Here is a 24,641-nt window from a genome sequence, read left to right as displayed (position 1 = left end):
GACCTCGCGGATGATATGGATGGACTCGGCTTCGAGCTGCTTGAGATGGGTTTGGCGCTGAGCGCTGACGATAGGAGCTGTCATGGTCGATGTCTCACGGTCGCCATCAACACGAAGATGGCAGGACGGAATAAGAATATGGGCTTCCTGGGAGGCAAACCCTAGCGAGACATTGGTAATAACGTCAAAGAATCAAAAATGATCCAAAAAGCGTTTTTAGTTATAAACACTCAGAGCTCGACCCGCTCGACCCAGGTCGACAGCGTCTCGCCACGGAGCTCGAGCACACGCAGACCGGGACGCGCCGCCTCATCGATCGTGAATTCGTGGCTCTTCGGCAGGAACTGATCCGATGTCGACGGGCAACCATAGACGGCCACGACGTCCTGCCAAGCCGCGAACGCCTGATGGATATGACCACAGATCAACGCCCTGACCTGAGGATAGGGGGAAAGCGTCTGCCACAGGGCGTCCCGGTCCTTCAATCCGATCGCATCCATCCATACCGAACCGATATCCAGCGGAGGATGATGCAGAGCAATCAGTGCCGGCCGGTCGTCGGCCTCGAGCTGCAGCGCAAGACGCTGCAACTGCTCCTGGCCCAGCTCCCCACCGGGTTGGCCGCTGACCCGCGAGTTCAACAGCAGTACCTGCCACTTGCCGAAGTCGAGTTGCTCGTGAAAAGGATGGCACTCTTCCATCAACTCCGGCTGATCATGGTTGCCGGGGATCCAGAACCACGGACAGCCCAGGGCCGCGAACGCCCGGCAGGCATGACGATAGGCCGCAGAAGTCTCGTCCTGAGCCACATCGCCGGTAACCAACAGCGCATCGGGCCCCAGTGCCCGGACGCGTTCGAGCACCGCCTCAAGTTGACGCAGCGGCAACCCTTTTCGCGAAGTTCCCTTAGGATCGGCCAGCAGGTGGCAGTCGGTAATCTGGACCAGACGCATCAAGGCGTTTCCGGCACGTCAGCGGCGTGGCCATGTGCCAGCCCGTGCTGCAACCACTCGCCCAGAAAGCGATTGATCTGCAGCTTCTCGTCGGGCTGATGCATCTGGGGGTTCGGGTAGCGGTAGCGCCCCTGGAAATGGCGTTGACGCTGAAAATCGGTCACTTCCGCCATATCGGCGTCGTGATAGAGATGCACCGTCATCCGCGGCGAGTCGACGAAACTGTCGAGCACGCCGGTCTGGGATACCCGAGCGACCGTGGTGTAGGGCGCCTGTTCGAGTACCTCGAACCACAGCGTGCCAAAACGGGCATGCTCCCCCGAGAGCGGTACTTCCTTGACCTCACCGGGCTCCATATCCATGACCAGACGGCAGAGCCGCAGATAATTGCTGCTGCACTCGGCCTGGAGCGTCTTGAGATCCGTAACGTAAGCAGTCTTTCTCATGCAGTTCTCCTGGCGCCTGACGGCCTGTGAAGGGCGCGAACGCGGACAGCTCACGCTGACCCGCATTCATCGCCGCTGCCCCTCGCGCTAGGCCATGACTCTCAACGTGGCACGCTCGCGCGCCAGCCAGTGAAAGCCAATCAACGCCATGGCATTGTCCAATTGGCCCGCCATTAATCGGTCCCAGGCATCCAGGAACGACATGACATGAACCAGAATATCCTCGTGTTCGTCTTCCAAGCCATGCACACCACCGATGTCCTGGCTATCGATCAAACCGCAAAACAGGGTGACTCGTTCGGTACACGCGCCGGGACTGGGGTAATAACGATGGAGTTCGATCAGCTCGCGGACCTCGCAACCGGCTTCCTCCCGGGCTTCACGCCGGGCGACATCGGCAGGAGACTCTCCCTGCTCGACCAGGCCCGCCACCGGTTCCAGCTTCCACGGCGACGTATCGTCATCCAGGGCACCGGCTCGAATCTGCTCGACCAGCACCACCTCGTCTCGAGTCGGGTCGTAGAGTAGTACGCCCACCGCGTCACGGCGAACGTGAACCTCCCGATCGAGAATCTCGCTCCATCCGCCATTGAATTTCCGGTGACGCAAGCGACGCTTCTCGAGATCGAAAAACCCCGTGTAGAGCCGCTGATCCTCTATTCGCTCGACATCCTTGGTGCCGAAGCGGTTAAGCGGGACGATCTCGTGACCCATGGGGTGGCTCCTTGGAACTGAAGGCTCATTATTGCGGCAGCCGTCAGCGATTCCAACCGGCGTTGACAGATTCCCGCCACGGAAAGGCCTTCCAGGTTCCGGCAAGGCTGCTCATCTTCACGCCAAAGAATGCCCAAGATAGCCAAAGTAAATTTTGAAGATAATAAACAATAGTTAGAGCGCAATATAATTCGCCTAAACATTTATATCCTGCCCGATTAACGATGAAAAAAATCGCGGATAAAGGTTAATTAAATCTCACCAAGAAAGCATAAAAATACTTAGGATTTGCAATAAAAATCATAATTATTAACACCCTAAAAATACTCAATTACTTGATTTTAAAGATAAATTAATGAGTATCAAAAAATTACAACAAACAACAATTTTAACAGTTTGCAATGAACTAAGTTCTCTCCTATCCCTACTTAAAAACCAGAAAAGCCGTCCATGTTGACTAAAAAAGCTGACGCTTATGCGTTTCAAGTGATTCAGCAGGGAGAGCCCCATGCCCATTTCAGCGAAAATCAGCCAGCTCAATGAAGATGTTGCTGCAGCGCCCGTCACTACGGTCGGAGACAGCGGGACGATCGCCCTCGACCAACCCAAGAAGGTGCTGCTGAGCCTCTCCCCGGACGACGTGCAGGAACTGCAGCGCGACGGCAATGACCTCCTGCTTCGGACCACGGACGGGCAAGTCATCCGTATCGAAAATTTTTACGGCACGGACCCGGCCATAACGAGCCAGCTCTACCTGACCGGCGACGATCAAGAACTGATATGGGCAAACCTTGGCCCTTCTTCCGGTGACGGAATCGTCTTGGCGGATTATCTACCCCAAGGAGAGTTCGGCGTATTCGAGCCTGCGGCCATTGCCAGCGAAGGTACCGGTGGCGCCTTTGTCACTCCGTTGGGCTGGGCCGCCATCGGGGGTGGCGCACTGGCAGCCGGTGCGCTTGCAGCAGGTGGTGGTGGTGGTGGTGGTGGCGGAAGCGATGATGACGACGCGGCCCCCCCCCGATGACGGAGACGGTGAGACCGACAACCCCCCCCGGACGCGCCGACGATATCGATCAACAAACCGGAGATCTCGACAGCGGAGATCTCGACAGCGGAGATATCACCAACGACGATACGCCGACACTGGACGGCCAGGCTGAGGCCGGAAGTATCGTCACGATCTTCGCCAATGGTAACGAGATCGGCACCATGATGGCCGACAATCAGGGCAACTGGGCATTCACCACCGACAATCTCGACGATGGAGACTACAGCTTTACCGCCACCGCCACCGATGCGGCCGGCAATGTTTCCGAGACCAGCGATCCCTTTGCACTGACCATCGACACCCAACCTCCCTCACCACAGATCGACTCCATTGCCTTTGAGGACGGTGGGGATGGAAGGCTTTCCGCCGAAGAGGTCGGCAGCACCGGATTTACCGGACACGTCGAGCCTGGCGATACCGTGGACTCGATCGTCATCAGCGATGCCAATGGAGAGACGATAACCGCCAGTGGCGACGACATCACGGTCGACAGAGAGGGTAGTTTCAGAGTCACGCCGCGAGCTTTGTTCAGCCTAATGAGCGACTCCAGAACCGACCAGCAGGACTCCTCCAGCCAGGATGAGAACCTCCATGTAACGCCGCAAGACTTGAGCGAATTGCAAGATGGCATGCTCACGGTGACGCTGACCGTGGAAGACATAGCCGGCAACACGATCCGTGTCACCGATTCGTCCACACTGGACACCCACGCCCCAACCGTTAGCGTCGATGTCCCCGATACCGATGACACGCACGTGCCGATCACCGGCAAGGTGGAAGATGCCAATGCCGATCTCGTCGTCACCATAGACGGAGAAGGTCATAACGCAACCAACAATGGCGATGGCACTTGGATAATAGACCAAGAAGACATCGTGCTGAACGAAAGAGATCATGATATTTCCGTGCTCGCTATCGATCTCGCCGGCAACGAAGCAAGCGACGCAGATACGGTAACCGTCGATATTACAGCCCCGGCTCCCCCTACGGTCGACAGTGCAACCGACGATGCTTCTCTTGTCACCGGGAACCTGACATCTGGCGACGCGATCGTCCCATTCTCAGCGGCACTGCCGAAGCCAATAGTATCGTCACGATCTATTCCGGCGAGACCGAACTCGGCACGACCATCGCCAATGCGGCGGGAGAGTGGTCGTTCACGCCAGAGGCACTCGATGACGGCGACTACGACTTCACCGCGACTGCCACCGACAGCGCTGGCAACGTGTCTGTCGCCAACGACCAGCGCCGCGAAATCCGTCGCAGCGTGCTGACCTTGATCGAGAATGCCGAGGTCTACCGTCAGCGCCAGCAAGCGCTGACCGAGCAGGTCGAAGAGGCCCGGTCCGTGGGCGGTCTCTACGACGACCAGTTCTCAGTAGGGCTGCGCGACGTCAACGACCTGCTGACGATCCGGCAGGAAGCGTTCTCGGCTCGCCGCCAGTTGATCGATCTGGAGAGTCAGCAGAAGCGCATCCAGTATCGCGCCGCCTCGCAACTGGGACTGATCAATCCGTTGATCACCGGCCGCCTGGGAGGTGACGACTCATGAGCCTTTCCGCCTCCGAACGCTTCACGGATCCGATCGACGAGAGCAGCGACCCGCTGCGGGAGGGCATGGTACTTCTATGCCGTCGCCTCGGCCGGCCCACCTCCCTGGCAGAGCTCGGCGACGGGCTGCCATTGGAGCAGGGACGGCTGCCGCTGAGGGAAGTCTCCCGCGCCCTGCGCCGGGCCGGGGTCAGCGCCCGGGTGAGCCGACGCTCGCTGAAGGATATCTCGCCACGATTGCTGCCGGCGCTACTGATTCTCGAGAACGACGAGACGGCACTGCTGGAATCGCTGGACGGCGAGGAAGCCCGCATCGCCCTCCCCGAAGCCGACGGCGGCGAGGAGACGCTGACGCCGGAAGCACTGGACTCTCTTTACAGCGGCACGGCAATTTTCGCCCGGCCGGCCGCCCGCAGCGACGACCGCGCCGGCAACTTCGCCCGGGCTGCGCCCAAACACTGGCTAAAGGAGCCGCTGAGAGCCTGCTGGCCCGCCTATGCCGAAGTCGGCGTCGCCGCCCTGGCAGCCAACGTCCTGGCGATATCCACCGCCCTGTTCGCGATGCAGGTCTACGATCGCGTCGTTCCCAACGCCGCCTTCGATACGCTGTGGGTGCTGGCCAGCGGCGTAGCGCTGGCGGTACTGCTGGAGTTCCTGCTCAAGGGGCTCAGGGCACACCTGCTCGAGGTGATCGGCAAGCGCCTGGATCTCGAACTCTCATCGAAACTTTTCGAGCAGGCGGTTCGCCTGCGCCTCAACGCCAAGCCCTCCTCCACCGGCGCCTTCACCAGCCAGGTGCGCGAGTTCGAATCGGTGCGCGAATTCTTTACTTCCGCCACCGCCGGCGCCATCAGCGACCTGCCCTTCGTGGCGCTGTTCGTGCTGATCATCGCCTGGATCGGCGGCCCGGTGGCCTGGGTACCGGTAGCCGCCATCGCCGGCATGATCCTCCCCGGGCTGCTGCTGCAGCGCTATCTGGCCAGGCTGGCGCGCGAGAATCTGCGCGAGGGCGCGGTCAAGAACGGGGTGCTGCTGGAGTCGCTGGACCAGCTCGAGACCGTCAAGGCAACACGGGCCGAGGGCAGAAACCTGGCGCTGTGGGAGTCGCTCTCGGCACAGCTCTCCAACGCCTCGATCCGGCTGAGAGCCGTCACCAGCATGCTGACGCATTCGGCCTCGCTGCTACAGCAACTGGGGTATGTCGGCATCGTCATCGTCGGCGTCTACCGCATCAGCGCCGGCGACATGACCATCGGCGCGCTGATCGCCCGCTGGCAGCACGTCAAGGCAGCAGTCGAAGGGTTGGACGAACTGATGCAGGCCCCCAACGAAAGCGGCACCGGCCAGAAAGTCCGCAAGCCCCGGCTTCACGGCGACTATCGCCTGGAAGAGGTCGTGGTCCGCCATCACGAAGAGGGGCCGGCCGCGCTGAAGATCGACGAACTGACGATCGAGGCGGGCTCGCGGATCGCGCTGCTGGGCGGCAATGGCGCCGGGAAATCGACCCTGCTGCGGCTGCTTTCGGGCTTCGTCGAGCCGACCGCCGGCCGGGTGATGCTAGACGACATCAATATCACCCAGATCGAATCCGCCGACCGGCGTCGGGCGATCGGCTATCCCCCCCCGGACATCGCGCTGTTCTACGGCACCCTGCGGGACAACCTGACCCTGGATGGAGCGGCCTACGAGGACGAGGAGATCTTCCAGGCGCTGGACGGCGTCGGCCTGGGCCGCTTCGTGCGCAGTCACCCCCAGGGGCTGGAGCTGCCGATCGCCTCCAGCGGCGGCGTCTCCGGCGGGCAGCGTCAGGCCATCGGCCTCGCCCGGCTGGTGCTGCAGGACCCCCGCGTCGTGCTGCTGGACGAGCCCACGGCCGCCTTCGACCAGAACAACGAGAAGCGCGCCGTGGCATTCCTCAAACGGTGGATGGAGGGCCGCACGCTGATCGTCTCGACCCACAAGAAACCACTGCTGGACCTGACCGATCGCGCCATCGTGCTGCGCGACGGCAAGCTGGCAATGCAGGGTAGCCTCGACCAGGTCGTGCAGGGCAATCGGGTCGCTTCGAGCAATCCGACCCAGCGGGAGGGACGCTAGATGGCCACCACACTCAGCGACCAGCAGCTTCAGCGGCAGCTTGGCGACCCACGGGCCAACCTGCGTCATCCACTCGCCCGCCCCGTGGTATGGGCCGTCTTGGTCTGCCTGCTCAGTTTCATCGGCTGGTCCGCCTGGGCGCACATCGCCGTGGTGACACACGGCGAGGGCCGCGTGATCCCGGTCAGTCGCATCCAGTCGATCCAGAGCCTGGAAGGCGGGATCATCGATGAACTCAAGGTGCGCGAAGGCGATATCGTCGACAAGGGCCAGTTGCTGGTCAAGCTCAGCGGCACCCGCTTCCGCAGTGCCTACCAGGAGACGGAAAACCAGGTGCAGGCGCTGAAAGCCGCCATTGCCAGACTGCAGGCCGAAGTGCTCGAGGCGGATAACATCGACTTCCCCGCGGATGTCGATGCCCAGAGCTCGCTGGCCCGGTCCGAGCGCGAGCTGTTCCACGCCCGCCGGGAGAAGCTGCGCGAGGCCACCCACTCCTTGGATCACGAGATCCAGATGGCCAGCCGACGGCTGAACCTGATCCAGCCGCTGGTCGAGCGCAAGGCCGTCAGCCAGATGGAGGCGCTGCAGCTGCAGCAGGATATCGCCTCGCTGCGTGGCAAGCGCGCCGAGATCCAGAACAGTTACGTGCAGGACGCCTACACCGAACTGACGGACAAGAAAGGCGAGCTGTCGTCGCTGGAGCAGGTCCTGGTGCAGCGCCAGGATCAGTACCAGCGTACCGAGCTGCACTCGCCGGTGCATGGCAGGGTCAACGCGATCAACTACACCACCCGGGGTGGCGTGGTGCCGCCGGGCGAGACCATCATGGAAGTGATTCCGCTGGAAGACCAGTTGCTGCTCGAGGCCAAGATCAAGCCGCAGGATGTTGCTTTCCTGGCGCCCGGCATGCCGGCTAGCGTCAAGATCACCGCCTACGATTACACGATCTACGGCGATCTCGAAGGCACGGTCGAGCAGATCAGCGCCGATACCATAGAAGAGGAGACGCCGTGGGGCACGGAGTCCTACTACAAGGTCTACACCCGTACCGACAGCGGCTCGTTGACCCACAACGGCAAGGAGCTGCCGATCATCCCCGACATGATCGCCCAGGTCGATATCCAGACCGGTGAGCGCAGCGTGCTGGACTATCTGCTCAAGCCGCTGCTGAAAGCGAAACTCTATTGAGGCTTGCCAGCGCCGTTCGACGGCGCTGGCAGCATTGGCCTATCGATGTTCGGCGAGCCAGCGCTCGGCCTGCTGGCGCAGCGCTTCGTCGGAGCTGCGATCCGCTCGCGCCTGCCCCGCCACCGCCCGCTGTGCGTAGTCGAGGGCCTGGGCATGCTCGCCTTCATCTTCCAGATATTGGGCATAGTAGAAGTTGGTATCGATGCCGTCGGGCCGGATATCCACTGCCTTCCGCAGCAGCTCCCGCGCCTTGTCCGAATCGCCGAACGCGATCGGCCAGCCCGGCGCGTGCTGGTAGAGCGCCCCCAATGTCACGTAGGCCGAACCGTTCTCGCCCTGGGGATCGATGGCGATCGCCTTCTCCAGCGCCGTGCGCGCCCGCTTGGCCAGGTCCAGCGCCCCCAGGCCGCCCTTCGCCTTGGCGTAGGACGCCAGCACGACCCCCTGGGCCGTCAGCACATGAGGGTTGTCCGGCTGATTCCTGGCCAGCGCATCGGCCTCGTTGGCCAGGTCCTCGAACGCCTTCATGCGGGCGTCGCCCTGCATCTGGTATTCGACATTGCCCCACCGCTGCATGAGGGAAAACAGGGTCGGGTCCGGCGTCTGCGCCACGGCGGCAGCCGCCGCGAACAGAAGCCCCACTACCACGCCGATCCGCAGCACCGGCCGCCTCCAGGGGCGGTAAGAGGGAAAACGCTGCCGCCATTGTCCTTGCACTGCCGCAATACCTGAAAGAGCCATCGGTGCCACTCCTGAACGAGCCATCGTTGCAATCTAACGATCGTTTGAATTCACCACTATAGGGTTTTAGTCGCAAGCTCTGGGCCCCGGTCTCGAAATGACAGTCGAAAACTGAATAACGTCTACGCTCATGGGTGAGAGGCACCGACGTGCCACCTGGCGAGGTAGATAGTCGTGACAGATGTCATGGAGTCGGTTCCCCCCTGTCTATCGGCTTTATCGGCCTCCGAGTTTGCCGCGTCGCTGCACCGGCTTACCGCCGATTGGCCCCATCCCGCTGCCGATCCCGAGTCGCTGGCCCGACGTTTTCGGCATCTCGTGGCATCGCGACTCGACCGGCTTGACCTCCCCGCGCGGGGAAGCACGCGGGTCCGATGGCAACATCTATCGGATATCGCCGCGCTCGACCTCGGCCTGGCCAAACTGTTCGAGGGGCACACCGACGCCCTGGCGATTCTGGCCGAGATATCCAGTCTCGAGCGCTATCCCGCCGCGGCGCACTGGGGTGTCTGGGCGGCGGAGCCTCCTTTCGCCCGCCTGATGCTGCGGCCGGCCTCCGGACGACCGGGAGCGCTGGTCGATGGCGACGAGGTCGTTCTCGGCGGCACCAAGGCGTGGTGTTCCGGGGCGCATGCCGTGACCCACGCGCTGGTCACCGCCTGGTTCGAGAAGACCCCCTGCCTCGCCGCCGTGGACCTGTCCCAGTCCGGAGTCCAGGTGACCACGCGTGGCTGGTCGGCGATCGGCATGGCAGCGACTGCCAGCGTCGAGGTCGAGTTCGAGAACGTCGAGGCCACCCTGGTTGGCGACCCCGAAGCCTACCTTCGACGCCCCGGCTTCTGGCAGGGCGGTATCGGCGTTGCGGCTTGCTGGTGGGGCGGCGCACGACGGATCGGAGAGACCTTGCTGGCTGAGGCCACCCCGGAAGATCCCCATCGCCTGGTCCACCTAGGCATGGTGGATCTCGCCCTGCACAACGGCGCTTCGAGGCTGCGCGAGGCCGCCGCCTGGATCGATGCTCATCCGCAAGAGGACGCCCGGTTTATCGCTCTCTCGGTCAGGGCCGCGATCGACGACATGGTCGCGACGATCATCGAGCACGCCGGGCGGGCGCTGGGCGCCGCGCCCTACTGCCGCGATGCGGCCTTCTCCCGGATGATGGCGGACCTGCCGGTCTTCGTGCGCCAGACCCATGCCGAGCGGGATCTCGAGTCGATAGGCCGCGACTTGCTGCAACGGCGCCAGGACGACAAGGCACCCAGTAACGCCCTGCCTCACCATGGATGGAGATTGATGTCATGAATGACGAAGCCACGGGATCCGAAGCGACCACGATCGCCGATGACCGCCAGATCGTCGGCGCGGGTACGCCGCTCGCCGAGTGGCGGCAATGGCCAGGTCTCTCGGCGCTTCCCGCGATCGACGCCGGGACGCTGGTGCTCGCCGGCGCCCGCGCCGTGGTCGTTGCCCCGCATCCCGACGACGAGATTCTCGGCTGCGGCGCGCTGCTGCAGCAGTGGTCGGCGCTGGATCGCGAGTTGTTGATCGTGTCGGTCACGGAGGGAACCGGCAGCCACCCAGGCTCTTCCGCCTGGCCGCCGGAGCGGCTGGGCCAGCTGCGCCCCGAGGAGAGCCGGCGGGCGTTGTCGCGGCTCGGTCTCGAGGGCGTGGACGTCATCCGGCTGCATCTCACCGATACCCGGGTCGGCGAGGAGAGCCATGAATTGGCCTATCGCCTGCATCGACTCCTGCGGCCCAACGACGTGCTCGTCACCACCTGGCGAGGTGACGGCCACCCGGACCATGAGGCCACGGGGCGCGTCTGCGCCCAGCTTGCCGACGACCGCGGGCTGGCGCTGATCGAACTGCCGATCTGGATGTGGCACTGGGCCGAGCCAGGGGACCGTCGTGTCCCCTGGCACCGGGCCCGGCGCGTTGCCGTCGATGACGATCAACTCGCGCGCAAGCGAGCGGCGATGACCGAACATGCCAGCCAGTGCGAGCCCGACCCGTCGATGGGTCGGCCCGCCGTCCTGTCGTTGCCCACGCTTGCCCGTCTCATGCAGGACCACGAGATGGTGCAGGCATGAGCGACGCCCCGCTGATGGCCCATTTCGAGCGGCTCCATGCCGGCTCCCCCGACCCGTGGGGATGCGACACAGGCTGGTACGAGGCTCGCAAGCGCGCCCTGACCCTCGCCATGCTGCGCCGGGAGCGCTATCGCCACGGCTTCGAGCCAGGCTGTTCGGTCGGCGCCCTGAGCGCGGCGCTGGCCCGGCGCTGCGACAGCTTCACCGGTTGGGATGCCAGCGCCAGCGCCGTGGCTCGCGCCAGAAAACGGCTTGGGCATCTCGACCATATACGCTTCGAACAGCAGAAGCTCCCCACCACTCTGCCCATGGCCACCTTCGACCTGATCGTCTTCAGCGAGATAGGTTACTACCTGGACGAGACAGCGCTGGTGGCCACGCTGCAGTCGCTACAGCGAGCCCTGGTGCCCGCCGGCGATTTCATCGCCTGCCACTGGCGCCCCCCCCTGGCCGACGGCTACCGCTCCGGCGATGCCGTCCACCAGCATCTGCACGAGCAACTGGGGCTGACCGCTGTATCGAGCCTGATCGAGCCGGACTTTCGCCTCGAGCTGTGGTCCGGGCTGGCCCCCGAGGTCGCGCCGAAGGGAGAATCGAGATGATGCTGGTGACAATCAGGGGATCCTCGCCCAGGCGGAGTCCCGCGCCTTGATCGGTATCGTGGTGCCCGCGCATGACGAGGAGGAAACACTCGGCGCCTGTATCGCCTCGCTGCAGATCGCTGCCGCGCATCCGGCCTTGCAGTCCGAACCCGTCCGGATCGTGATCGTGCTGGACGCCTGCCGGGATGGCTCTGCGACAATCGCCCGCCAGGCCGGCGTCGAACGGCTCGAGGTCGCCTTTACCAATGTCGGCCGAGCCAGACATCACGGAGCGTGCTGGTCGATCGACCAGGGTGCGCGGTGGCTGGCCTTCACCGACGCCGACACGGTCGTCGAGGCCGACTGGCTGGCGCGCCAGATCGCCAGCGCCGCCGATGTGGTGTGCGGCAGCGTCCATCTGCTCGATTGGGCGACGCTCTCGACGGACCTTCGCCGGCGATACCTCTCCCACCGTCAATCCGTGACGGCCGGAAGGCATATCCATGGCGCCAATCTCGGAGTGAGTGTCGCTGCCTATCTCGCGGTGGGGGGCTTTTCGCCATTGACCACTCACGAGGATGTCGTGCTGGTGGAGGCGCTCCGGCAGCGGGGATTCACCATCGACTGGTTGCAGGAGATGCGGGTCAAAACGAGTTCGCGCCGGGCAGGCCGGGCGCCGGGAGGGCTGGGAACATTACTGCAGTCGCTCGAGTAGAGCGCCAATGGCAGGCGCCGTGGCATTCGCGTTAGGCTACCGCCATCCCCAGGCCGTTGGAGACGCCACCTCGATGCAAGGACGGAACATGACTCGCTGGCGCGATCCCAAGAAGGATCCGCGCCAGGAGAAGAAAAGCAATCTGATCACGCCACAGGGTTTCGATCGGCTCCAAGGCATTCACGATCATCTCTCCCGCGTCAAACGACCGCAATTGTCGACCAAGGTCGGTGAAGCCGCCGCACTGGGTGACCGCAGCGAAAATGCGGACTACACCTACAATAAGAAGGAGCTCAACCGGGTCATCGCGCGAATCCGCTATCTGCGCAAGCGCCTGGACGAGCTCCAGGTCGTCGATCGCTTGCCGGCGGATACGGGAAAGGTCTATTTCGGCGCCTATGTCACGCTGGAAGACGACAACGGGGAGGAACTTTGCGTGCGCCTGGTCGGCCATGACGAAACCGACACCGGCAAGCACTGGATCAGCGTCGATGCCCCCCTGGCTCGGGCACTACTGGGGAAGGCGCTGGACGACGACGTCGTGGTCGCGGCACCCGGCGGCGAGACCCATTATATCGTCACCGATATTCACTATACGGACGGCGATAGCCAGTGAAGGACCACCCGACTTTTGAATGAATCAGCGGAGATTCAGAAAGCGGCGTAACGGTCGATAGACAAACTCGACAGCATTAGCGTCGACGAATCTAGATGAACGAGACCCACCGAGGACAGCCCATGCAGGAGGCCACCGAACACGCAGCACCGGCAGTCCTGTTCGCGCGGCAGCCGATTTTCGACGCCTCCCTGGACATCGTCGCATTCGAGCTGCTGTTCCGCCCCACCGATGGCGGCCCGATGCCGATGCCATTCGATGGCAACCGGGCGACCAGTACCGTCTTGCTGAATGCCTTTACCCAGGGCGATCTGAACGCGGTCAGCCAGGGCAAGCCGCTGTACGTGAACTTCACCTCCGAAACGCTCAGCGACGACCTGCCGTTCGACGCATCCCGACTGGTCGTCGAGCTCCTGGAAGACATCCCGTTCGACGACGCCATCCGTGCCCAGCTGGAAGCGCTGCGACAGCGAGGGTTCACGCTCGCGCTGGACGACTATGTCGAGGCCGATGCCACTCATCCCTGCCTGCCACTCGTGGATATCGTCAAGCTCGAGTACCCGCACTACAACGCGGCAGGGTTCGATCACATCGTCCAGCAATTACGCCGGCACTATCCAAAGCTCAGGATCCTGGCGGAAAAACTGGAGACGGAGGAGGATCTCAGGCGGTGCCAGCAGGCCGGCTGCGATCTGTTCCAGGGCTACTTCCTCGCTCGCCCCCAGCTTGTTCATGGCGCTGCGGTCACCACCGACCGCCTCGCCATCCTCAAGCTCATCGCGACGCTCAACAAACCGAAAGTCAGCGTGGGCGAAATCTCGTCGGCGATCGAGCGCGATCCGACGCTGGGCGTACGACTGCTGCGGCTGGTGAATACGGCGCAGTATCAGCGCCAGGTCGACATCACCTCGCTGCATCAGGCCGTGGCCCTGATCGGTACCCAGCGTATCCGCAGCCTGGCGACGTTGCTGGCGCTTTCGGAGATGGAAGACAAGCCGGAATCCCTGCAGCAGCTGGCGCTGTCACGCGCCTGTCTTTGCCGGGAACTGGCGTTCGGAGACCCGGACCTGGCCGAAAAGGCCTTTATCGCGGGCCTGTTCTCCTACCTGGAAGCCTTTTTCAATCGCCCCCTGGAGGAGCTGGTCGAATCGCTCCCCCTGCACGCCTCGATCACGGCTGCACTGCTGCATCATGATGGGCCGGTCGGCACGCTGCTCGAGACCGCGACTCGGCTGGAGAGCGGCGAGTGGAACGAAATTCCCTGGGCACGCCTGAAATCACTGGGCATCAAGCCCTCGAACATTGGCGAGGCGAATCAACGCGCCATGCAATCCATGAGGGAGCTGCAGACTAGCGCCAGGCTTTGATCGCCCGATAAACCCGGAACCGCCGATCGTCAGCCAGTACCTCGAAATCGCCAAAGGCAGCCCGCAGCCACTCGGGGTACGGCAGGAACGCGTTGGCGACCAGGGTCAGACTGCCACCGCCGAAGAGATGCGCCGGTGCCTCCCTGATCAATCTCTCGGCGGGCCCATAATCGATGGCGCGCTCCTGGTGGAACGGCGGGTTGCTGACGATGGCATCGAAGGTGGCGTCGATCTGTTCGTAGACATCGCTCTGGACGACGTGGCCGCTCAGCCGGTTGGCCGCCAGGCTGCGGCGGGTCGCCTCGACTGCGAATGCATTGATGTCTCCCGCCGTGACCTCGCACCCCTTTCGAGCCAGCCAGGCCGCCAGGATGCCGTCACCGCAGCCCACGTCCAGGGCCCTGATCGCTGACTGGCCGGAGGCCGGCAGCGGTGACCGGGTCACGGCCTCCATCAGCAGCCGAGTGCCGTCATCCAGCTTGCCATGGCCGAAGACGCCCGGATGTGTCGCCAGGGTCAGGCCATCCACCGTCAAGGTGTGCCAGACGGACTCTGTGTCGCCAGCATCTTCCGCCGTCCGGGTGGCAAACAAGGTGCAGCGGCGCGCCGTATCCAGTTTTCGACACGCCTGGTCCAGCCCCGCCAGCACCTTGGGAACCCGCTTGATGCCCCCCTGGTTCTCCCCCACGATCTGCAGCGGCGTGCCGGCTGGCAGCGCCGCATTCAGCGCCGTCAACCACCATTCCCCCAACGCATGACTCTTGGGCCAGAACAGCACCGCACCCGGCACCTCGGTGGGTAGCGGCGTCAAGGCGCCATAGGCCGGGCGCCCCGCCCGCTGCCACGCCGAGCAAACATCCAGGTCCGCGCTCCAGACCACCCCTTCACCCGACTCCAGCCAGCCGTCACGTGGCGGCGCCACCCATAGCCAGCCGCGATAATCGGCATCCTGGCGGGCCAGCAACTGGCAGGCGGGGGACTGCGTCGCCATCAAGACATCTCCTCGGGGTCGGTGCCGTCGGCACGTCGAATCAGATAGTGAAGGTAACGCCCCAGCCGCCAGTGCGGCTCGACCCGACAGTAACGCTTCTCGAGTTCGATGATCGTCTCGAGCTGCGCCTCGCTCGGCGAGCGCTCACGCAAGTAGTCGTGGAAAATCCGGATGCCGGCGACACTCTCGATCACCAGCCCTTCCTCCCGGCACCAGCGCTCGATATCGGCATGCGTCAACGGCGAGATCGGCGTCAGGCGTTGGCGCCGGCCGGTGCCCGACAGCCGATCCTCCAGCGCTTTATCGAGATTGCCCTTGACCACGTTGGAGAAACGCAGCGCATCGCGGTTGAACACCATCAAGGAGAGCCGACCGCCCGGTGCCAGCAACGCGTTCAGGAGGGAAAACGCTTCGCGCGGCTGCGCCAGCCACTCCAGCACCGCATGACAGACGATCAATGGCCATGGCCCCGGCGCCAGCTCAGGCAACGCCTGGATCGGCGCCTGCAACGTCTGGATAGGCAGCCCGCCGAAGCGGGCCCGCGCCCCTGCCAGCATGTCCGCCGAGGGTTCCGCCAGGGTGACGTGATGGCCCCGCTCGGCCAGCCAGCCGCTCATCTGGCCAAGGCCGCCGCCGACATCCAGCGCCGGCCCACCCTCCGGCGGCAGGGCGCGGGACAGCACGTCGTCGAGCACCGCCAGACGGATCTGGCCGCGCGCCGTGGCATAAAGGCTGTTGGCGAACTTATCGGCCAGGCCGTCGAAGATCCGGTCCTGTCCCACGGGAATATCGTTGCCGTGCCGCGTGCGCGAGGCGGTGTCATCAGAACAAGGCATGAGATAGCGATGGCTCGAATCGGAAAGGCGGCATTGTACCAATGCCAACGCGGAGCGTCCCGGCGCAATGGCGACCGCGGGTTTATCTTGGCGAATCCGGCGCTTATACTATGCGCCGCCAGAGACGCATGCACCGTCCATTCCATGGCGGTCGTCACTGCCTACCGATCTCGCCCCCATAGCTCAGCTGGATAGAGCGTCCCCCTCCTAAGGGGAAGGTCTCAGGTTCGAATCCTGATGGGGGCACCAAATTACATTCCTTAACGTTCCGAGAAGTTCCAAAAAACAAATAAAATTCATAGCTTTACACTACAATTCAGTCCTCAGCGTTCCCAGTTCTTCCTCCCAAATCCGGCATACAGATGGCATACTCATCGGAGTAACCCTCTGTTCGATTGTCACTCGTATGCCACTATGCCGCTAACCTCCCGCAAGATCGAAACAACCAAACCAGGTCCCAAAACCATCGCCCTATCAGACGGCTTGGGATTGGAACTCAGGATTTCGCCCAATGGCCACCGGGGCTGGCGTTTGCGTTACACCCGACCCAACGGCAAGCGCAACATGATGAGCCTCGGCCCATATCCCGAGATCACGCTCGCCGAAGCCAGAGAAAGGCGAACGGACGCGCGACGCCTCATCGCTAAAGGCATCGATCCGGTCGAACAGCGCAAGGAGGAAAAGCTGGAGAAGGAGTTGGCTAACACTCATACCGTTCGAGCCATGGCCAAGGAGTGGCACGACACCATGAGCCATCGCTGGAAAGCCGGCTCAGGCAGAGACAAGCAAAGCTGGGGAGCACTGGAGCGTCACGTTTTCCCCTATGTGGGTTCCCGCCCCTTAGAGGGAATCAAGCCGCTCGAATGGCTAGAGCTGCTGCGTCGGCTCGAGTCAGCGGGCAAGGGGGAGCAACGCCGGCGCGTTCATGCCTTCTGTCGAGACATCTACCGCTTTGCCATCATTACCGGGCGCGCCACCTACAATCCGTTAACGGACCTTGGCGCAGCGCTTCTGCCTCAGAAGAAAAAGCATTACCCATTCCTTCCTCAAGACGAATTCCCGGCTCTCGCCGAGGCCATCGAGGGGTACACCAACAGCCCCATCGTTCGCATTGGCCTGAAATTGCTCACCTTGACCGCCGTTCGTCCCGGTGAGCTTCGTCTGTCCAGATGGAATGAATTCGATCTTCAGGCTGGCGTTTGGGTGATTCCCGCCGAGCGAATGAAAATGGGCCGCGAGCACAAGGTCCCACTGCCCTCTCAGGCCATTCTCGAGCTTCGCGAACTCCATAGGATGACCCACCCTTTCGGCTGGCTTTTTCCGGGCAGGAACAACCCTCGCCAACCGCTCTCGAACGCGACGTTCAACATGGCGTTCAAGCGCATGGGGTACGAGGGCCGCTTGGTGCCCCATGGCTTGCGCCACATGGTCGCCACCGGGCTCAAGGAGTACGGCTACCCCCGCGAGTGGATCGAGATGCAGCTCTCGCACAAGCTGCCAGGCGTCGAGGGAATCTATACCCATGCCGAGCACATGGCCCCTGAACAGCGGCCGGCGATGATGCAGTTTTGGGCCGACAGGCTTTATCCGGTCGATGCACGATGAGAGCGCTGGGGCAAAAATGCCCGGTTCACGGGTTGCCGATGCGGACCCTGATCTGGGAAAACAGAGCCGACGGGACTATATGGGTCGCGCTCGGATGCATCATGAGTTCCTGTGGCATGCACCAGACGGCGACGATCCGTTTATCCCCCACCCGCTCTTACACTCGCAGGCGACAAGATGCCGCCGCTGATCCTCTCAACGAGTTCCCGCTCGAGACGAAGCTGAGTAGTCGCCCGGGTCGCGAAAGCGACTATTTCGGATATCCGGTCGATGATATCCAGGGGCTTCACCAGAGCTGCCCTAAGTGCGGCACGGCCATGCGGATTCGCAATAGTCGGGAATTGAGCCCGAATCTGAAGTTGATCTACCTCCAGTGCCGCTACGCCAAGTGCGGCTGTCGGCTGAAAGCCGAGCTGACCATCTCCGACCATATCTATCTGGCTCCCAACCTCGATTGAATCGTCTCCGACGACGGTTTCAGCGGTATCAAAGTCGATCAATTTTTGATCAAAAGGTGTATGGAGTTGTAGATAGCTGACTTACAGCTCGAACCGCTCGAAGTCCTCTTTTCTCCTCGGCATTCTGTGCATGTCCCGCCGCCGACTGGCCCGGGCACGCCCTGACAGCCACCGAGGAACCAACATGGCCAACGTCACATCGACAGCCGCCCCGTACGAGACAGTCGAGCGCCTGCAGCTCGGCAATCGTCTCCTTCGACGCCGCGACGTGGAGCTCAAGACCGGAAAGAGCCGATCCGCGATCTATGCCGGCGTCAGCAACGGCACCTTTCCGGCTCCGCTGCCCATCGGCGACAAGAGCGTCGCCTGGCTCGAGGAGGAGGTGGATAGCTGGATCGCCAACCGACTCGCCGAGCGTAACCGCACGCTGGCCGGTCGCCAGATCCAACACTTCGGCTCCCACGCCCAGGAGGCTCGCGCATGAAATGCTTCACGTTGACGGTAGGCGGACAGACGCTCGATTTCACCGACCAGGATGTCCCGGCGCTGGATGAGGCCCTGAACGTTGCGATCAATAGCGCCGGGCGGGAAGTGGTGCGCCACAGCGCCAGCGGCGAGCGCATCACCGTGTTGATGCACCGCAATGGCGGTGAAGGCAAGCATTCCACGCTGCCCCGCGATCCCAACACGGTGCTGATGCGCGACCTCAACTGCGATCTCAGTTACGAGCAGACGGACTGCTAGGCCGCCCGCCGCACGCTCGCACCACTCAACGACAGCGAATCAGCCAGCCGCTCGGCGTCCGCGCCGAGGGGAACAGGGAGGCTTTGTGCCCAATAAACGCGAAAACCCCGGTCAGCGTGGGGCTGCCGGGGCTCTCGAAGACACTCTTTGCAACGACGATCCTAGCAAATTCCGGCGCGGTGTCACGCCCCGGCACACGCCGATGGTCCGGGGGCTGGCGCTGGCCATTCATCATCCTTTGGCCGGGGAAGGCTTGCACCTTCCCAACGGGTCCGGCTACGATGCTCGCGTCACGGCAAAATCCGTGACCGGGCGTGAGAACCCGAGCTACTCAAGGCGCTACAGCGCCCCTACCTTTGCAGGCGCTTTTTTTGTGCCCGCAATGCGTCGTTATGGCGGCTGTGCGTGGGCGGGCTTCGGCCCGGCCGGTTTCCTTGAGTGCCGGTTTCTCACCCTGCGTACAGTCGCCCCCATTCGCGTGAGAACGAAGGGTGGCGGCTCCGGAACTACTCAAGGAGCTGGCCCCATGGCAGAACACGCCCCCCGTGCGTCCGCACGATCCGTTATTCCCCCGCATCAAATCGCTACCGCCGTCATCGGCGCCAAGCTGATTGCCTTTCGCGTCAATCGTCGTCCCGAACAGCTCGCTCACCTGCTGGGCATGACCCGCATGGCCGCCGAGCTGGGCGCGATCACCCAGGAAGAGCGCCAGCAGTTCCTGGCCGACCTCGACACCCTGATGGCCGAGGGGGTGAACCATGGATAAGCGCCTCGAGGACGCCAATTGCCTGACCGAAACCGAGTGCCTGTTGATCGATCCGCGCACCGACCGCGAGACCCTGCTGGACAATGCGGAGATGCGCCTCGACGCGATCAAGGATCTGATGTTCACGCTCTCGACCATGAACGGACAGGACCGCGATCTGACGTCGGTGGATCTCTCCAATCTGGCCATGGTGTCGCGGCTCCTGATCGGCGACGCCAGCGATTTGCTGGTCGCCGCTCGCGGCTATCAAACGCCTGTCACCGCCCGGCGTCAGAACGCGGGAGGTGGCCATGTCTGAGGTCATCGCCAAGATCCAGCGCGTGTCCCGCGCCTCGCTGGCCCACGCCGAGACCCTCACCCGCGAATGGCTGCCTCAGGGCAGCCGTCAGGGCAGCGAGTGGGTGGCCCGCAACGTCGCCCGGGGCGACCGCGCCAGCGGCTCGTTCGGCGTGTCGCTGGTCAGTGGCAAGTGGAACGACTTTGCCGACAACAGCGCCCACGGCGGCGATCTGGTCTCGCTCTACAGCTACCTCAACGCCTGCCGGCAGGTCGACGCCGCCATGGCGATCGATCGCCGGCTGGGGCTGGGCGTGTTTCGCCGTGGCGTCACGCCACCGGTGAACGACGCCGCCGAGGCCGCCGCGATGGTGGCCTATCGTCAGCGTCTCGAGGACGACGCCGCCGAGCGGGAACTCGCTCGCCAGGAAGCGGCGGACCGGGCGCGGTCGGCATGGCGTGCCGCGCGGCCCGCGCCGTCGACGCATCCCTACCTGATGACCAAGGGCATTCCGGCCTACCACCTGCGCCAGTGCCGCCGGGGCTGGCTGCTGGTGCCGCTCCATTCCGGCGGTGAGCTGGTCAATCTGCAGTGGATCACCCCCAACGGCCAGAAACGCTTTCTCAAGGGCGGACAGGTCCAGGGCGCTTACGCCGTAATCGGCGAAATCGTTCCGGGTGGCCGGGTGTACGTCTGCGAAGGCTGGGCGACCGGGGCGACGCTGCATCGCCTCACCGGGGATCCCGCCGTCTGCGCCATGCACGCCGGCAACCTGCGCGCCGTCGCCGAAAAGCTGCGCAAGGCGCTGAACGGTTCGCTGGATCTCGTTATCGCCGGCGACGACGACCGCCAAACCCAGGGCAATCCCGGACGACAGGCGGCCAACGACGCCGCGCTAGCCGTCGGCGCGATGGTGCTCTATCCCAAGTGGCCGGACGGCTGCCCCGACGACCTGACCGACTTCAACGACCTGTATCGCTGGCATCGGGCCCGACTCGATGACGCGTCCCAAGACGACCAGAGACAGGCTGGCAGCACTGACATGACGGGAGGTGACCATGAGTGAATCGCAACCCACCCTCTCGCTGGTCGGCGAGCCCACGGCCCCGAACCTCGACCGTCTCGAGCGGCCCGCCTTCGCGGTCTACGAGGGGCCGATCAGCGCCGATGGCAAGACGTTTCGCGCCGGGACGTGGTTCCACGGCATCAAACACTCCAACGGCGACGAGGCCGGCCAGCCTTACGACGTCTGGATCTGCGCGCCACTCCACGTCGACGCCGAGACCGTCAACAGCGACGACGGCAGCGTGGGGCGTCTGCTGCGCTTTCGCCATCGGGGCCGCTCGGTGGAACACGTCATGCCGATGGAAGCGCTCGCCGGCAAGGGCGAGGAAGTGTTGAAGGCGCTCATGCGCCAGGGCCTCGAGATCGAGTACAACCAGCGCCGCCACGTCCCGGCCTACATCGCCAGCCACCACGGCCTCGACCGCATCCTGGCCACCACCACCCGCCCGGGCTGGCACGACACCAGCGGCGCGTTCGTGCTGCCGAACCGGATCATGGGCGATGCCGACGTGCGCTTTCAGGACAGCGGCAAGGCCGCCCACCTCTTCTCCGAGCGCGGCACGCTCGAGGCGTGGCAGGCCGAGGTGGCCCATTACTGCCAGGGTAACCCGGTGCTGATCCTGGCGGTGGGCTGCGCGCTGGCCGGGCCGCTACTCTCCCGCGTCGGCGTCAACGGCGGTGGCGTCCATCTGGTCGGCGACTCCTCGAGCGGTAAATCGCTGGCGCAGTCGCTGGCCGCGTCGGTGTGGGGCAATCCCGGCGTCTTCGCCGCCTCCTGGGACATGTCCAAGGGCGGCATCGAGATCGAGGCCTCCTCGCGCAACGACACGGTGCTGATCCTCGACGAGATCAAGCGCGCCGATCCCAAGCGGGTGCAGGAGATGGCCTACGCCATCGCCAACGGGACCGGCAAGGGCACCATGACCCGGGAGCGGGAAGGACGGCCCAAGCTCTACTGGCGCGTGCTGGCCCTCTCCAGCGGCGAGCGCTCGCTCTCCGAGCATGCCGCCATCTCGGGTAACAGCGCTCACGCCGGGGCGGAGCTGCGCATGGTCGACGTCAACGCCGGCACCCGCACCTATCGCGCCTTCGATGACGTGCACGGCAGCGATGGCGCGTCGTTCCACCGTCGGCTGACCACGGCGGCGTCGCAGCACTTCGGCCAGATCGGCCCGGCGTTCGTCGAGCGGCTGGTGACGGAGAACGATCCGGACCACTTCCATCGTCGCTTCAAGGAGGTGCGCCAGCGCTTCGAGACGTCGAGCCCCCAGGCGGGCCGGGTCGCCGACCGCTTCGCCGTCATCGGTCTCGCCGGCGAGCTGGCCATCGAATACGGCCTGCTGCCGTGGCCGCCCACCAGTGCCGCCCGGGCCTGCCGCCAACTGTTCCTTGAGTGGCTGGCCAGCGTCGGCGACGGCAACGCCGAGGATCGCCAGATCCTGGCCGCCCTCTCGGACTTCATCGCCCTGCACGGCGACAGCCGGTTCTCCGACATCGCCGCCACGCTGCCCAATCCCAACGTGCGCCACCGTGCCGGGTACTTCGAGATCGACAACGGCAAGCGCCTTTATCTGTTCAACCGCGCCTCGCTGGCCGAAGCGGCTGACGGCTACGGGCGGGCTCGCATCATCCGCACGCTCGAGACCAGCGGCGTGCTGGCCAAGACCGACGGCAACCGGCACCAGAAGAACTACCGCCTGCCAGGGGGCGGCTCGGCACGGTTCTTCGTCATCGATCCCGACAAGCTCGACAGCGACCGGGGCGCGGCATGACCGACCCGCGCCCGGCCAATCCACCCCAGCCAGCCACCGAGACCAGGAGCGACACCCGCATGAACCACACGACCCACAACGCCGACAATGCAACCCCAGCGCCCGGAGAGACCGAGACCATGATCGACGCCAATGCAACGACGCAAGGAACCGAAAACGTGACTATCGACGCCAACGACACCAGCAACGCCCAGGAAACCGACGCCGTGCCCGAGCACATGGCCACTCAAGCCCAGTTGCGCGATGTCTACCTCGCCAAGCGCAGGGATCTACAGACTTACGTCGACCGACTGCGCCGCAATCAAAAGGGCGCCGCCGCCGCTCGCGAAGAAGCGGAAACCAGCGATACCCGCTGGCGCGAGCTGCTGCGTGAGAACGACGGGGAGGTGACCCGCGAAGTGAGGCAGCTCAAGCGAGCCGTCACCGATAACAGAGAGACCGCCGAGGAGTTGGAAGCGTTGGCGGCCGAGCTCGAGAAGGAGTACGAAACCCGCAACATCGATGTGATCGAGGCGCGCACCGCCTACGGTTCGGCCGCATACAAGGCCAAACGGATCGAACTGCGTAAGAAATTCGACCGTGCCCTGGCGGCGGTCATCGCGACACCGGAAGGACAGGCCCTGATCGATGTCATGCGCCCCATGCAGGAGATGCTCGAGCGGGATACCCGTGACAGCTACCAGGGGCTGTACCAAGCTGGTGTCGTCAGCGATTCCTACCATGCGGCGATCCAGGCGGAAGCGAAGAACCGCCTGCCCGTGTTGCTGTCCACGCGTCTACGAAAAGGTCAGGATGAAGCGTTGCGCCCAGTAGTGGCCGAAGACGATCCCCTCGAAACCTTGAAGACGATTCCCCAGCTCGACTGCGAACGGGAGTACAAAGGTCCAACTAACGCGCTGCAACTTGAAATGAGACGCCGTCGCCGTGTGTTGGAAGAGCAGCGCACCGGCCGAGTTCAACGCTGATGCCCTGATCCTGCCGCCTAGCTATCGGTGACATCCGAAAGGCCTCCCATGCGGAGGCCTTTTTTGTGCGCGACGAACGGCTCTCCCCACAGGGCGACACAACAGCCGGCCAGCCGAAATCGTAACCCCACCTAACCCCATCGCTCGCCAGAGAGGGAGTTGCTGCACCTGGACGGCGACCCGCCGACACCATGGCGACCGGCCCGGCCACCGAGAAAGGAGTTTTTCACAGGAACCTAGTTTTTGTGGCAACAGTGGCAACAAGGCAACGCCCAGCAATGACGGGGGCTGTAGCGTTGCCTATAGGAATAAGGGAATGGCAACAATGGCAACACATCTCCTTGTATCAGTAATCCCCCTCTGACGCTGTTGCCATTTTGAAAAGGGGTGGCAACGCGTTGCCACTTATAAGCCATTGAAAATAAAGGCTGTTACCACTGTTGCCGCGTTGCCACGATTTTTGAAAACAGTCAGGGGAATATTGGGGGGATCTGGGATACACGACACCCACGGCGACGCATTGACCCCTTCACCCCCTGGCGAGCGATGGGGTTGGGTCTGTCACTCGATCCAGGGCAATAGAAACTGCTCGAGGGAGCACCAGAACCCGCGAGAGCGTCGTGGTGCATCGACCCGACGGGATGGACCGAGATTGGCCGCCATGTTGCCTACAGCGGCGCTATGACCCCGCCTCGGCAGTGCGCCCCCGCGCCGCGCGATCAGCACCCCGCCCCGCCCGCGCACTAAATGGGTCGAAAATTACGCAGGTGCAGAAACGGCCTCGAGCCGCGCCACTGCTGGCGCGGATGAGGGGTAGAAGGTGCGGAAAAATTATGCGGATTTATGCAGTTTTACCCACTCCCAACGGTTAGTAGAGAGTGAAAACGCTCAAGTCTGTCTGTGCGACGTCAGATAGACAAAAGGTGGATTCCTGAGAGAGCCTGATTGGGCCAAAGTGTTACTAACAGTAATAGGAAAGTAGCCTTTGCTGTTGCAGGGGCTCGGATTACAGGGGGATCTATGCCGGCACCACCGGCGCGCTGTCGACTCCCCTC

Annotated in this window: 25 protein-coding genes, 1 tRNA gene and 2 pseudogenes; 22 read left to right on the top strand and 6 right to left on the bottom strand. The window is 63.5% G+C overall.

Features of this window, described 5'->3' with window-relative positions:
* Positions 1-230 precede the first annotated feature (230 nt).
* From DOM54_RS19600 to DOM54_RS19590, 3 genes are all read right to left on the bottom strand, one after another.
* Positions 231-953 (bottom strand): phosphodiesterase, encoded by a 723-nt coding sequence (locus DOM54_RS19600; protein WP_110717942.1) that lies wholly within the window; start codon positions 951-953, stop codon positions 231-233.
* On the bottom strand, positions 953-1,399 hold the full coding sequence (locus DOM54_RS19595; RefSeq protein ID WP_110603442.1) for a DUF1249 domain-containing protein: 447 nt from the start codon (positions 1,397-1,399) through the stop codon (positions 953-955). The genes DOM54_RS19600 and DOM54_RS19595 overlap by 1 nt, the downstream gene beginning before the upstream one ends.
* A gap of 87 nt (positions 1,400-1,486) precedes the next feature.
* A complete protein-coding gene (locus tag DOM54_RS19590) occupies positions 1,487-2,113 on the bottom strand; it encodes an NUDIX domain-containing protein (protein ID WP_110717941.1) in 627 nt (208 codons plus the stop codon).
* A gap of 508 nt (positions 2,114-2,621) precedes the next feature.
* On the opposite strand from DOM54_RS19590, the gene DOM54_RS19585 reads away from it, so the two are divergent.
* The 6 genes and pseudogenes from DOM54_RS19585 to DOM54_RS19565 all read left to right on the top strand — a co-directional run bounded on the left by DOM54_RS19585 (position 2,622) and on the right by DOM54_RS19565 (position 7,997).
* Positions 2,622-3,137, top strand: coding sequence for a BapA/Bap/LapF family prefix-like domain-containing protein (locus DOM54_RS19585; protein ID WP_110717940.1), 516 nt, complete (start codon positions 2,622-2,624; stop codon positions 3,135-3,137).
* Positions 3,134-4,114 (top strand): annotated as a pseudogene (locus tag DOM54_RS19580) (Ig-like domain-containing protein); the annotation flags it as partial. The gene DOM54_RS19585 and the pseudogene DOM54_RS19580, both read left to right, overlap by 4 nt.
* 83 nt (positions 4,115-4,197) lie before the next feature.
* A pseudogene (locus tag DOM54_RS20640) lies at positions 4,198-4,341 on the top strand (hypothetical protein); the annotation flags it as partial.
* 45 nt (positions 4,342-4,386) lie between these two features.
* Positions 4,387-4,713 carry a TolC family protein gene (locus tag DOM54_RS20210; RefSeq protein WP_167406524.1) on the top strand — a complete coding sequence of 109 codons (327 nt, stop codon included), beginning with the start codon at positions 4,387-4,389 and terminating at the stop codon, positions 4,711-4,713.
* Positions 4,710-6,809 carry a type I secretion system permease/ATPase gene (locus DOM54_RS19570; protein WP_110717937.1) on the top strand — a complete coding sequence of 700 codons (2,100 nt, stop codon included), beginning with the start codon at positions 4,710-4,712 and terminating at the stop codon, positions 6,807-6,809. Before DOM54_RS20210 ends, DOM54_RS19570 begins: the two co-directional genes overlap by 4 nt.
* Positions 6,810-7,997 carry a beta-barrel domain-containing protein gene (locus DOM54_RS19565; RefSeq protein WP_110717936.1) on the top strand — a complete coding sequence of 396 codons (1,188 nt, stop codon included), beginning with the start codon at positions 6,810-6,812 and terminating at the stop codon, positions 7,995-7,997.
* 39 nt (positions 7,998-8,036) lie between these two features.
* On the opposite strand, the gene DOM54_RS19560 is transcribed toward DOM54_RS19565, so the two are convergent.
* Positions 8,037-8,738: a tetratricopeptide repeat protein gene (locus DOM54_RS19560; protein ID WP_240613978.1), complete on the bottom strand. Its 702-nt coding sequence runs from the start codon at positions 8,736-8,738 to the stop codon at positions 8,037-8,039.
* Between the two features lie 174 nt (positions 8,739-8,912).
* Here DOM54_RS19560 and DOM54_RS19555 point away from each other — a divergent pair, with 174 nt between their 5' ends.
* The 6 genes from DOM54_RS19555 to DOM54_RS19530 all read left to right on the top strand — a co-directional run bounded on the left by DOM54_RS19555 (position 8,913) and on the right by DOM54_RS19530 (position 14,107).
* Positions 8,913-10,040: an acyl-CoA dehydrogenase family protein gene (locus tag DOM54_RS19555; protein ID WP_206019162.1), complete on the top strand. Its 1,128-nt coding sequence runs from the start codon at positions 8,913-8,915 to the stop codon at positions 10,038-10,040.
* Complete coding sequence (locus DOM54_RS19550; RefSeq protein WP_110717934.1) at positions 10,037-10,828, top strand: PIG-L deacetylase family protein; 792 nt, start codon at positions 10,037-10,039, stop codon at positions 10,826-10,828. Before DOM54_RS19555 ends, DOM54_RS19550 begins: the two co-directional genes overlap by 4 nt.
* Positions 10,825-11,430 (top strand): SAM-dependent methyltransferase, encoded by a 606-nt coding sequence (locus DOM54_RS19545; protein WP_206019161.1) that lies wholly within the window; start codon positions 10,825-10,827, stop codon positions 11,428-11,430. The genes DOM54_RS19550 and DOM54_RS19545 overlap by 4 nt, the downstream gene beginning before the upstream one ends.
* 46 nt (positions 11,431-11,476) lie before the next feature.
* Positions 11,477-12,124, top strand: a complete 648-nt coding sequence (locus DOM54_RS19540; RefSeq protein ID WP_110717933.1) for a glycosyltransferase family 2 protein — start codon at positions 11,477-11,479, stop codon at positions 12,122-12,124.
* Between the two features lie 73 nt (positions 12,125-12,197).
* Positions 12,198-12,740, top strand: a complete 543-nt coding sequence (gene greB, locus DOM54_RS19535) for a transcription elongation factor GreB (RefSeq protein WP_110717943.1) — start codon at positions 12,198-12,200, stop codon at positions 12,738-12,740.
* A gap of 95 nt (positions 12,741-12,835) precedes the next feature.
* Positions 12,836-14,107 (top strand): EAL and HDOD domain-containing protein, encoded by a 1,272-nt coding sequence (locus DOM54_RS19530; protein ID WP_110717932.1) that lies wholly within the window; start codon positions 12,836-12,838, stop codon positions 14,105-14,107.
* Here the strand turns inward: DOM54_RS19530 and DOM54_RS19525 are convergent.
* Both DOM54_RS19525 and DOM54_RS19520 read right to left on the bottom strand, forming a co-directional pair.
* Positions 14,091-15,098 (bottom strand): methyltransferase, encoded by a 1,008-nt coding sequence (locus DOM54_RS19525; protein WP_110717931.1) that lies wholly within the window; start codon positions 15,096-15,098, stop codon positions 14,091-14,093. The genes DOM54_RS19530 and DOM54_RS19525 overlap by 17 nt on opposite strands.
* On the bottom strand, positions 15,098-15,934 hold the full coding sequence (locus DOM54_RS19520; protein ID WP_110717930.1) for a methyltransferase domain-containing protein: 837 nt from the start codon (positions 15,932-15,934) through the stop codon (positions 15,098-15,100). The genes DOM54_RS19525 and DOM54_RS19520 overlap by 1 nt, the downstream gene beginning before the upstream one ends.
* A 172-nt stretch (positions 15,935-16,106) precedes the next feature.
* Here DOM54_RS19520 and DOM54_RS19515 point away from each other — a divergent pair.
* The 10 genes from DOM54_RS19515 to DOM54_RS19470 all read left to right on the top strand — a co-directional run bounded on the left by DOM54_RS19515 (position 16,107) and on the right by DOM54_RS19470 (position 23,586).
* Positions 16,107-16,183 (top strand) — tRNA-Arg (locus DOM54_RS19515).
* Positions 16,184-16,348: 165 nt separating this feature from the next.
* A complete protein-coding gene (locus DOM54_RS19510) occupies positions 16,349-17,539 on the top strand; it encodes a tyrosine-type recombinase/integrase (RefSeq protein ID WP_110717929.1) in 1,191 nt (396 codons plus the stop codon).
* Positions 17,536-17,997, top strand: coding sequence for an ogr/Delta-like zinc finger family protein (locus tag DOM54_RS20540; RefSeq protein WP_110717928.1), 462 nt, complete (start codon positions 17,536-17,538; stop codon positions 17,995-17,997). Before DOM54_RS19510 ends, DOM54_RS20540 begins: the two co-directional genes overlap by 4 nt.
* A 184-nt stretch (positions 17,998-18,181) precedes the next feature.
* Positions 18,182-18,481, top strand: a complete 300-nt coding sequence (locus tag DOM54_RS19500; protein ID WP_110717927.1) for a helix-turn-helix transcriptional regulator — start codon at positions 18,182-18,184, stop codon at positions 18,479-18,481.
* Positions 18,478-18,741, top strand: coding sequence for a hypothetical protein (locus tag DOM54_RS19495; RefSeq protein WP_110717926.1), 264 nt, complete (start codon positions 18,478-18,480; stop codon positions 18,739-18,741). The genes DOM54_RS19500 and DOM54_RS19495 overlap by 4 nt, the downstream gene beginning before the upstream one ends.
* A gap of 526 nt (positions 18,742-19,267) precedes the next feature.
* Complete coding sequence (locus DOM54_RS19490) at positions 19,268-19,507, top strand: hypothetical protein (RefSeq protein ID WP_110717925.1); 240 nt, start codon at positions 19,268-19,270, stop codon at positions 19,505-19,507.
* Positions 19,500-19,805 (top strand): hypothetical protein, encoded by a 306-nt coding sequence (locus DOM54_RS19485; protein WP_110717924.1) that lies wholly within the window; start codon positions 19,500-19,502, stop codon positions 19,803-19,805. The genes DOM54_RS19490 and DOM54_RS19485 overlap by 8 nt, the downstream gene beginning before the upstream one ends.
* On the top strand, positions 19,798-20,850 hold the full coding sequence (locus DOM54_RS19480) for a toprim domain-containing protein (RefSeq protein ID WP_110717923.1): 1,053 nt from the start codon (positions 19,798-19,800) through the stop codon (positions 20,848-20,850). Before DOM54_RS19485 ends, DOM54_RS19480 begins: the two co-directional genes overlap by 8 nt.
* The gene (locus tag DOM54_RS19475; protein ID WP_110717922.1) at positions 20,843-22,621 is read left to right on the top strand and encodes a DUF927 domain-containing protein; all 1,779 of its coding nucleotides are present in this window, start codon (positions 20,843-20,845) and stop codon (positions 22,619-22,621) included. Before DOM54_RS19480 ends, DOM54_RS19475 begins: the two co-directional genes overlap by 8 nt.
* A 59-nt stretch (positions 22,622-22,680) precedes the next feature.
* Positions 22,681-23,586 carry a hypothetical protein gene (locus DOM54_RS19470; protein WP_110717921.1) on the top strand — a complete coding sequence of 302 codons (906 nt, stop codon included), beginning with the start codon at positions 22,681-22,683 and terminating at the stop codon, positions 23,584-23,586.
* The last annotated feature ends 1,055 nt before the right edge of the window (positions 23,587-24,641 follow it).

This window comes from Salinicola acroporae (assembly GCF_003206615.1).
GTDB lineage: Bacteria > Pseudomonadota > Gammaproteobacteria > Pseudomonadales > Halomonadaceae > Salinicola > Salinicola acroporae.
Note: the sequence above shows the minus strand (reverse complement) of the source record. Positions and strands in the feature narration are given on the sequence as shown.

Excerpts from the sequence above, each read along its gene's own strand:
- DOM54_RS19600 (WP_110717942.1), bottom strand. The coding sequence starts at position 953 with ATGCGTCTGGTCCAGATTACCGACTGCCACCTGCTGGCCGATCCTAAG.
- DOM54_RS19595 (WP_110603442.1), bottom strand. The coding sequence starts at position 1,399 with ATGAGAAAGACTGCTTACGTTACGGATCTCAAGACGCTCCAGGCCGAG.
- DOM54_RS19590 (WP_110717941.1), bottom strand. The coding sequence starts at position 2,113 with ATGGGTCACGAGATCGTCCCGCTTAACCGCTTCGGCACCAAGGATGTC.
- DOM54_RS19585 (WP_110717940.1), top strand. The coding sequence starts at position 2,622 with ATGCCCATTTCAGCGAAAATCAGCCAGCTCAATGAAGATGTTGCTGCA.
- DOM54_RS19570 (WP_110717937.1), top strand. The coding sequence starts at position 4,710 with ATGAGCCTTTCCGCCTCCGAACGCTTCACGGATCCGATCGACGAGAGC.
- DOM54_RS19565 (WP_110717936.1), top strand. The coding sequence starts at position 6,810 with ATGGCCACCACACTCAGCGACCAGCAGCTTCAGCGGCAGCTTGGCGAC.
- DOM54_RS19560 (WP_240613978.1), bottom strand. The coding sequence starts at position 8,738 with ATGGCTCTTTCAGGTATTGCGGCAGTGCAAGGACAATGGCGGCAGCGT.
- DOM54_RS19550 (WP_110717934.1), top strand. The coding sequence starts at position 10,037 with ATGAATGACGAAGCCACGGGATCCGAAGCGACCACGATCGCCGATGAC.
- DOM54_RS19545 (WP_206019161.1), top strand. The coding sequence starts at position 10,825 with ATGAGCGACGCCCCGCTGATGGCCCATTTCGAGCGGCTCCATGCCGGC.
- greB (WP_110717943.1), top strand. The coding sequence starts at position 12,198 with ATGCAAGGACGGAACATGACTCGCTGGCGCGATCCCAAGAAGGATCCG.
- DOM54_RS19530 (WP_110717932.1), top strand. The coding sequence starts at position 12,836 with ATGAACGAGACCCACCGAGGACAGCCCATGCAGGAGGCCACCGAACAC.
- DOM54_RS19525 (WP_110717931.1), bottom strand. The coding sequence starts at position 15,098 with ATGGCGACGCAGTCCCCCGCCTGCCAGTTGCTGGCCCGCCAGGATGCC.
- DOM54_RS19520 (WP_110717930.1), bottom strand. The coding sequence starts at position 15,934 with ATGCCTTGTTCTGATGACACCGCCTCGCGCACGCGGCACGGCAACGAT.
- DOM54_RS19510 (WP_110717929.1), top strand. The coding sequence starts at position 16,349 with ATGCCGCTAACCTCCCGCAAGATCGAAACAACCAAACCAGGTCCCAAA.
- DOM54_RS20540 (WP_110717928.1), top strand. The coding sequence starts at position 17,536 with ATGAGAGCGCTGGGGCAAAAATGCCCGGTTCACGGGTTGCCGATGCGG.
- DOM54_RS19500 (WP_110717927.1), top strand. The coding sequence starts at position 18,182 with ATGGCCAACGTCACATCGACAGCCGCCCCGTACGAGACAGTCGAGCGC.
- DOM54_RS19495 (WP_110717926.1), top strand. The coding sequence starts at position 18,478 with ATGAAATGCTTCACGTTGACGGTAGGCGGACAGACGCTCGATTTCACC.
- DOM54_RS19490 (WP_110717925.1), top strand. The coding sequence starts at position 19,268 with ATGGCAGAACACGCCCCCCGTGCGTCCGCACGATCCGTTATTCCCCCG.
- DOM54_RS19485 (WP_110717924.1), top strand. The coding sequence starts at position 19,500 with ATGGATAAGCGCCTCGAGGACGCCAATTGCCTGACCGAAACCGAGTGC.
- DOM54_RS19480 (WP_110717923.1), top strand. The coding sequence starts at position 19,798 with ATGTCTGAGGTCATCGCCAAGATCCAGCGCGTGTCCCGCGCCTCGCTG.
- DOM54_RS19475 (WP_110717922.1), top strand. The coding sequence starts at position 20,843 with ATGAGTGAATCGCAACCCACCCTCTCGCTGGTCGGCGAGCCCACGGCC.
- DOM54_RS19470 (WP_110717921.1), top strand. The coding sequence starts at position 22,681 with ATGAACCACACGACCCACAACGCCGACAATGCAACCCCAGCGCCCGGA.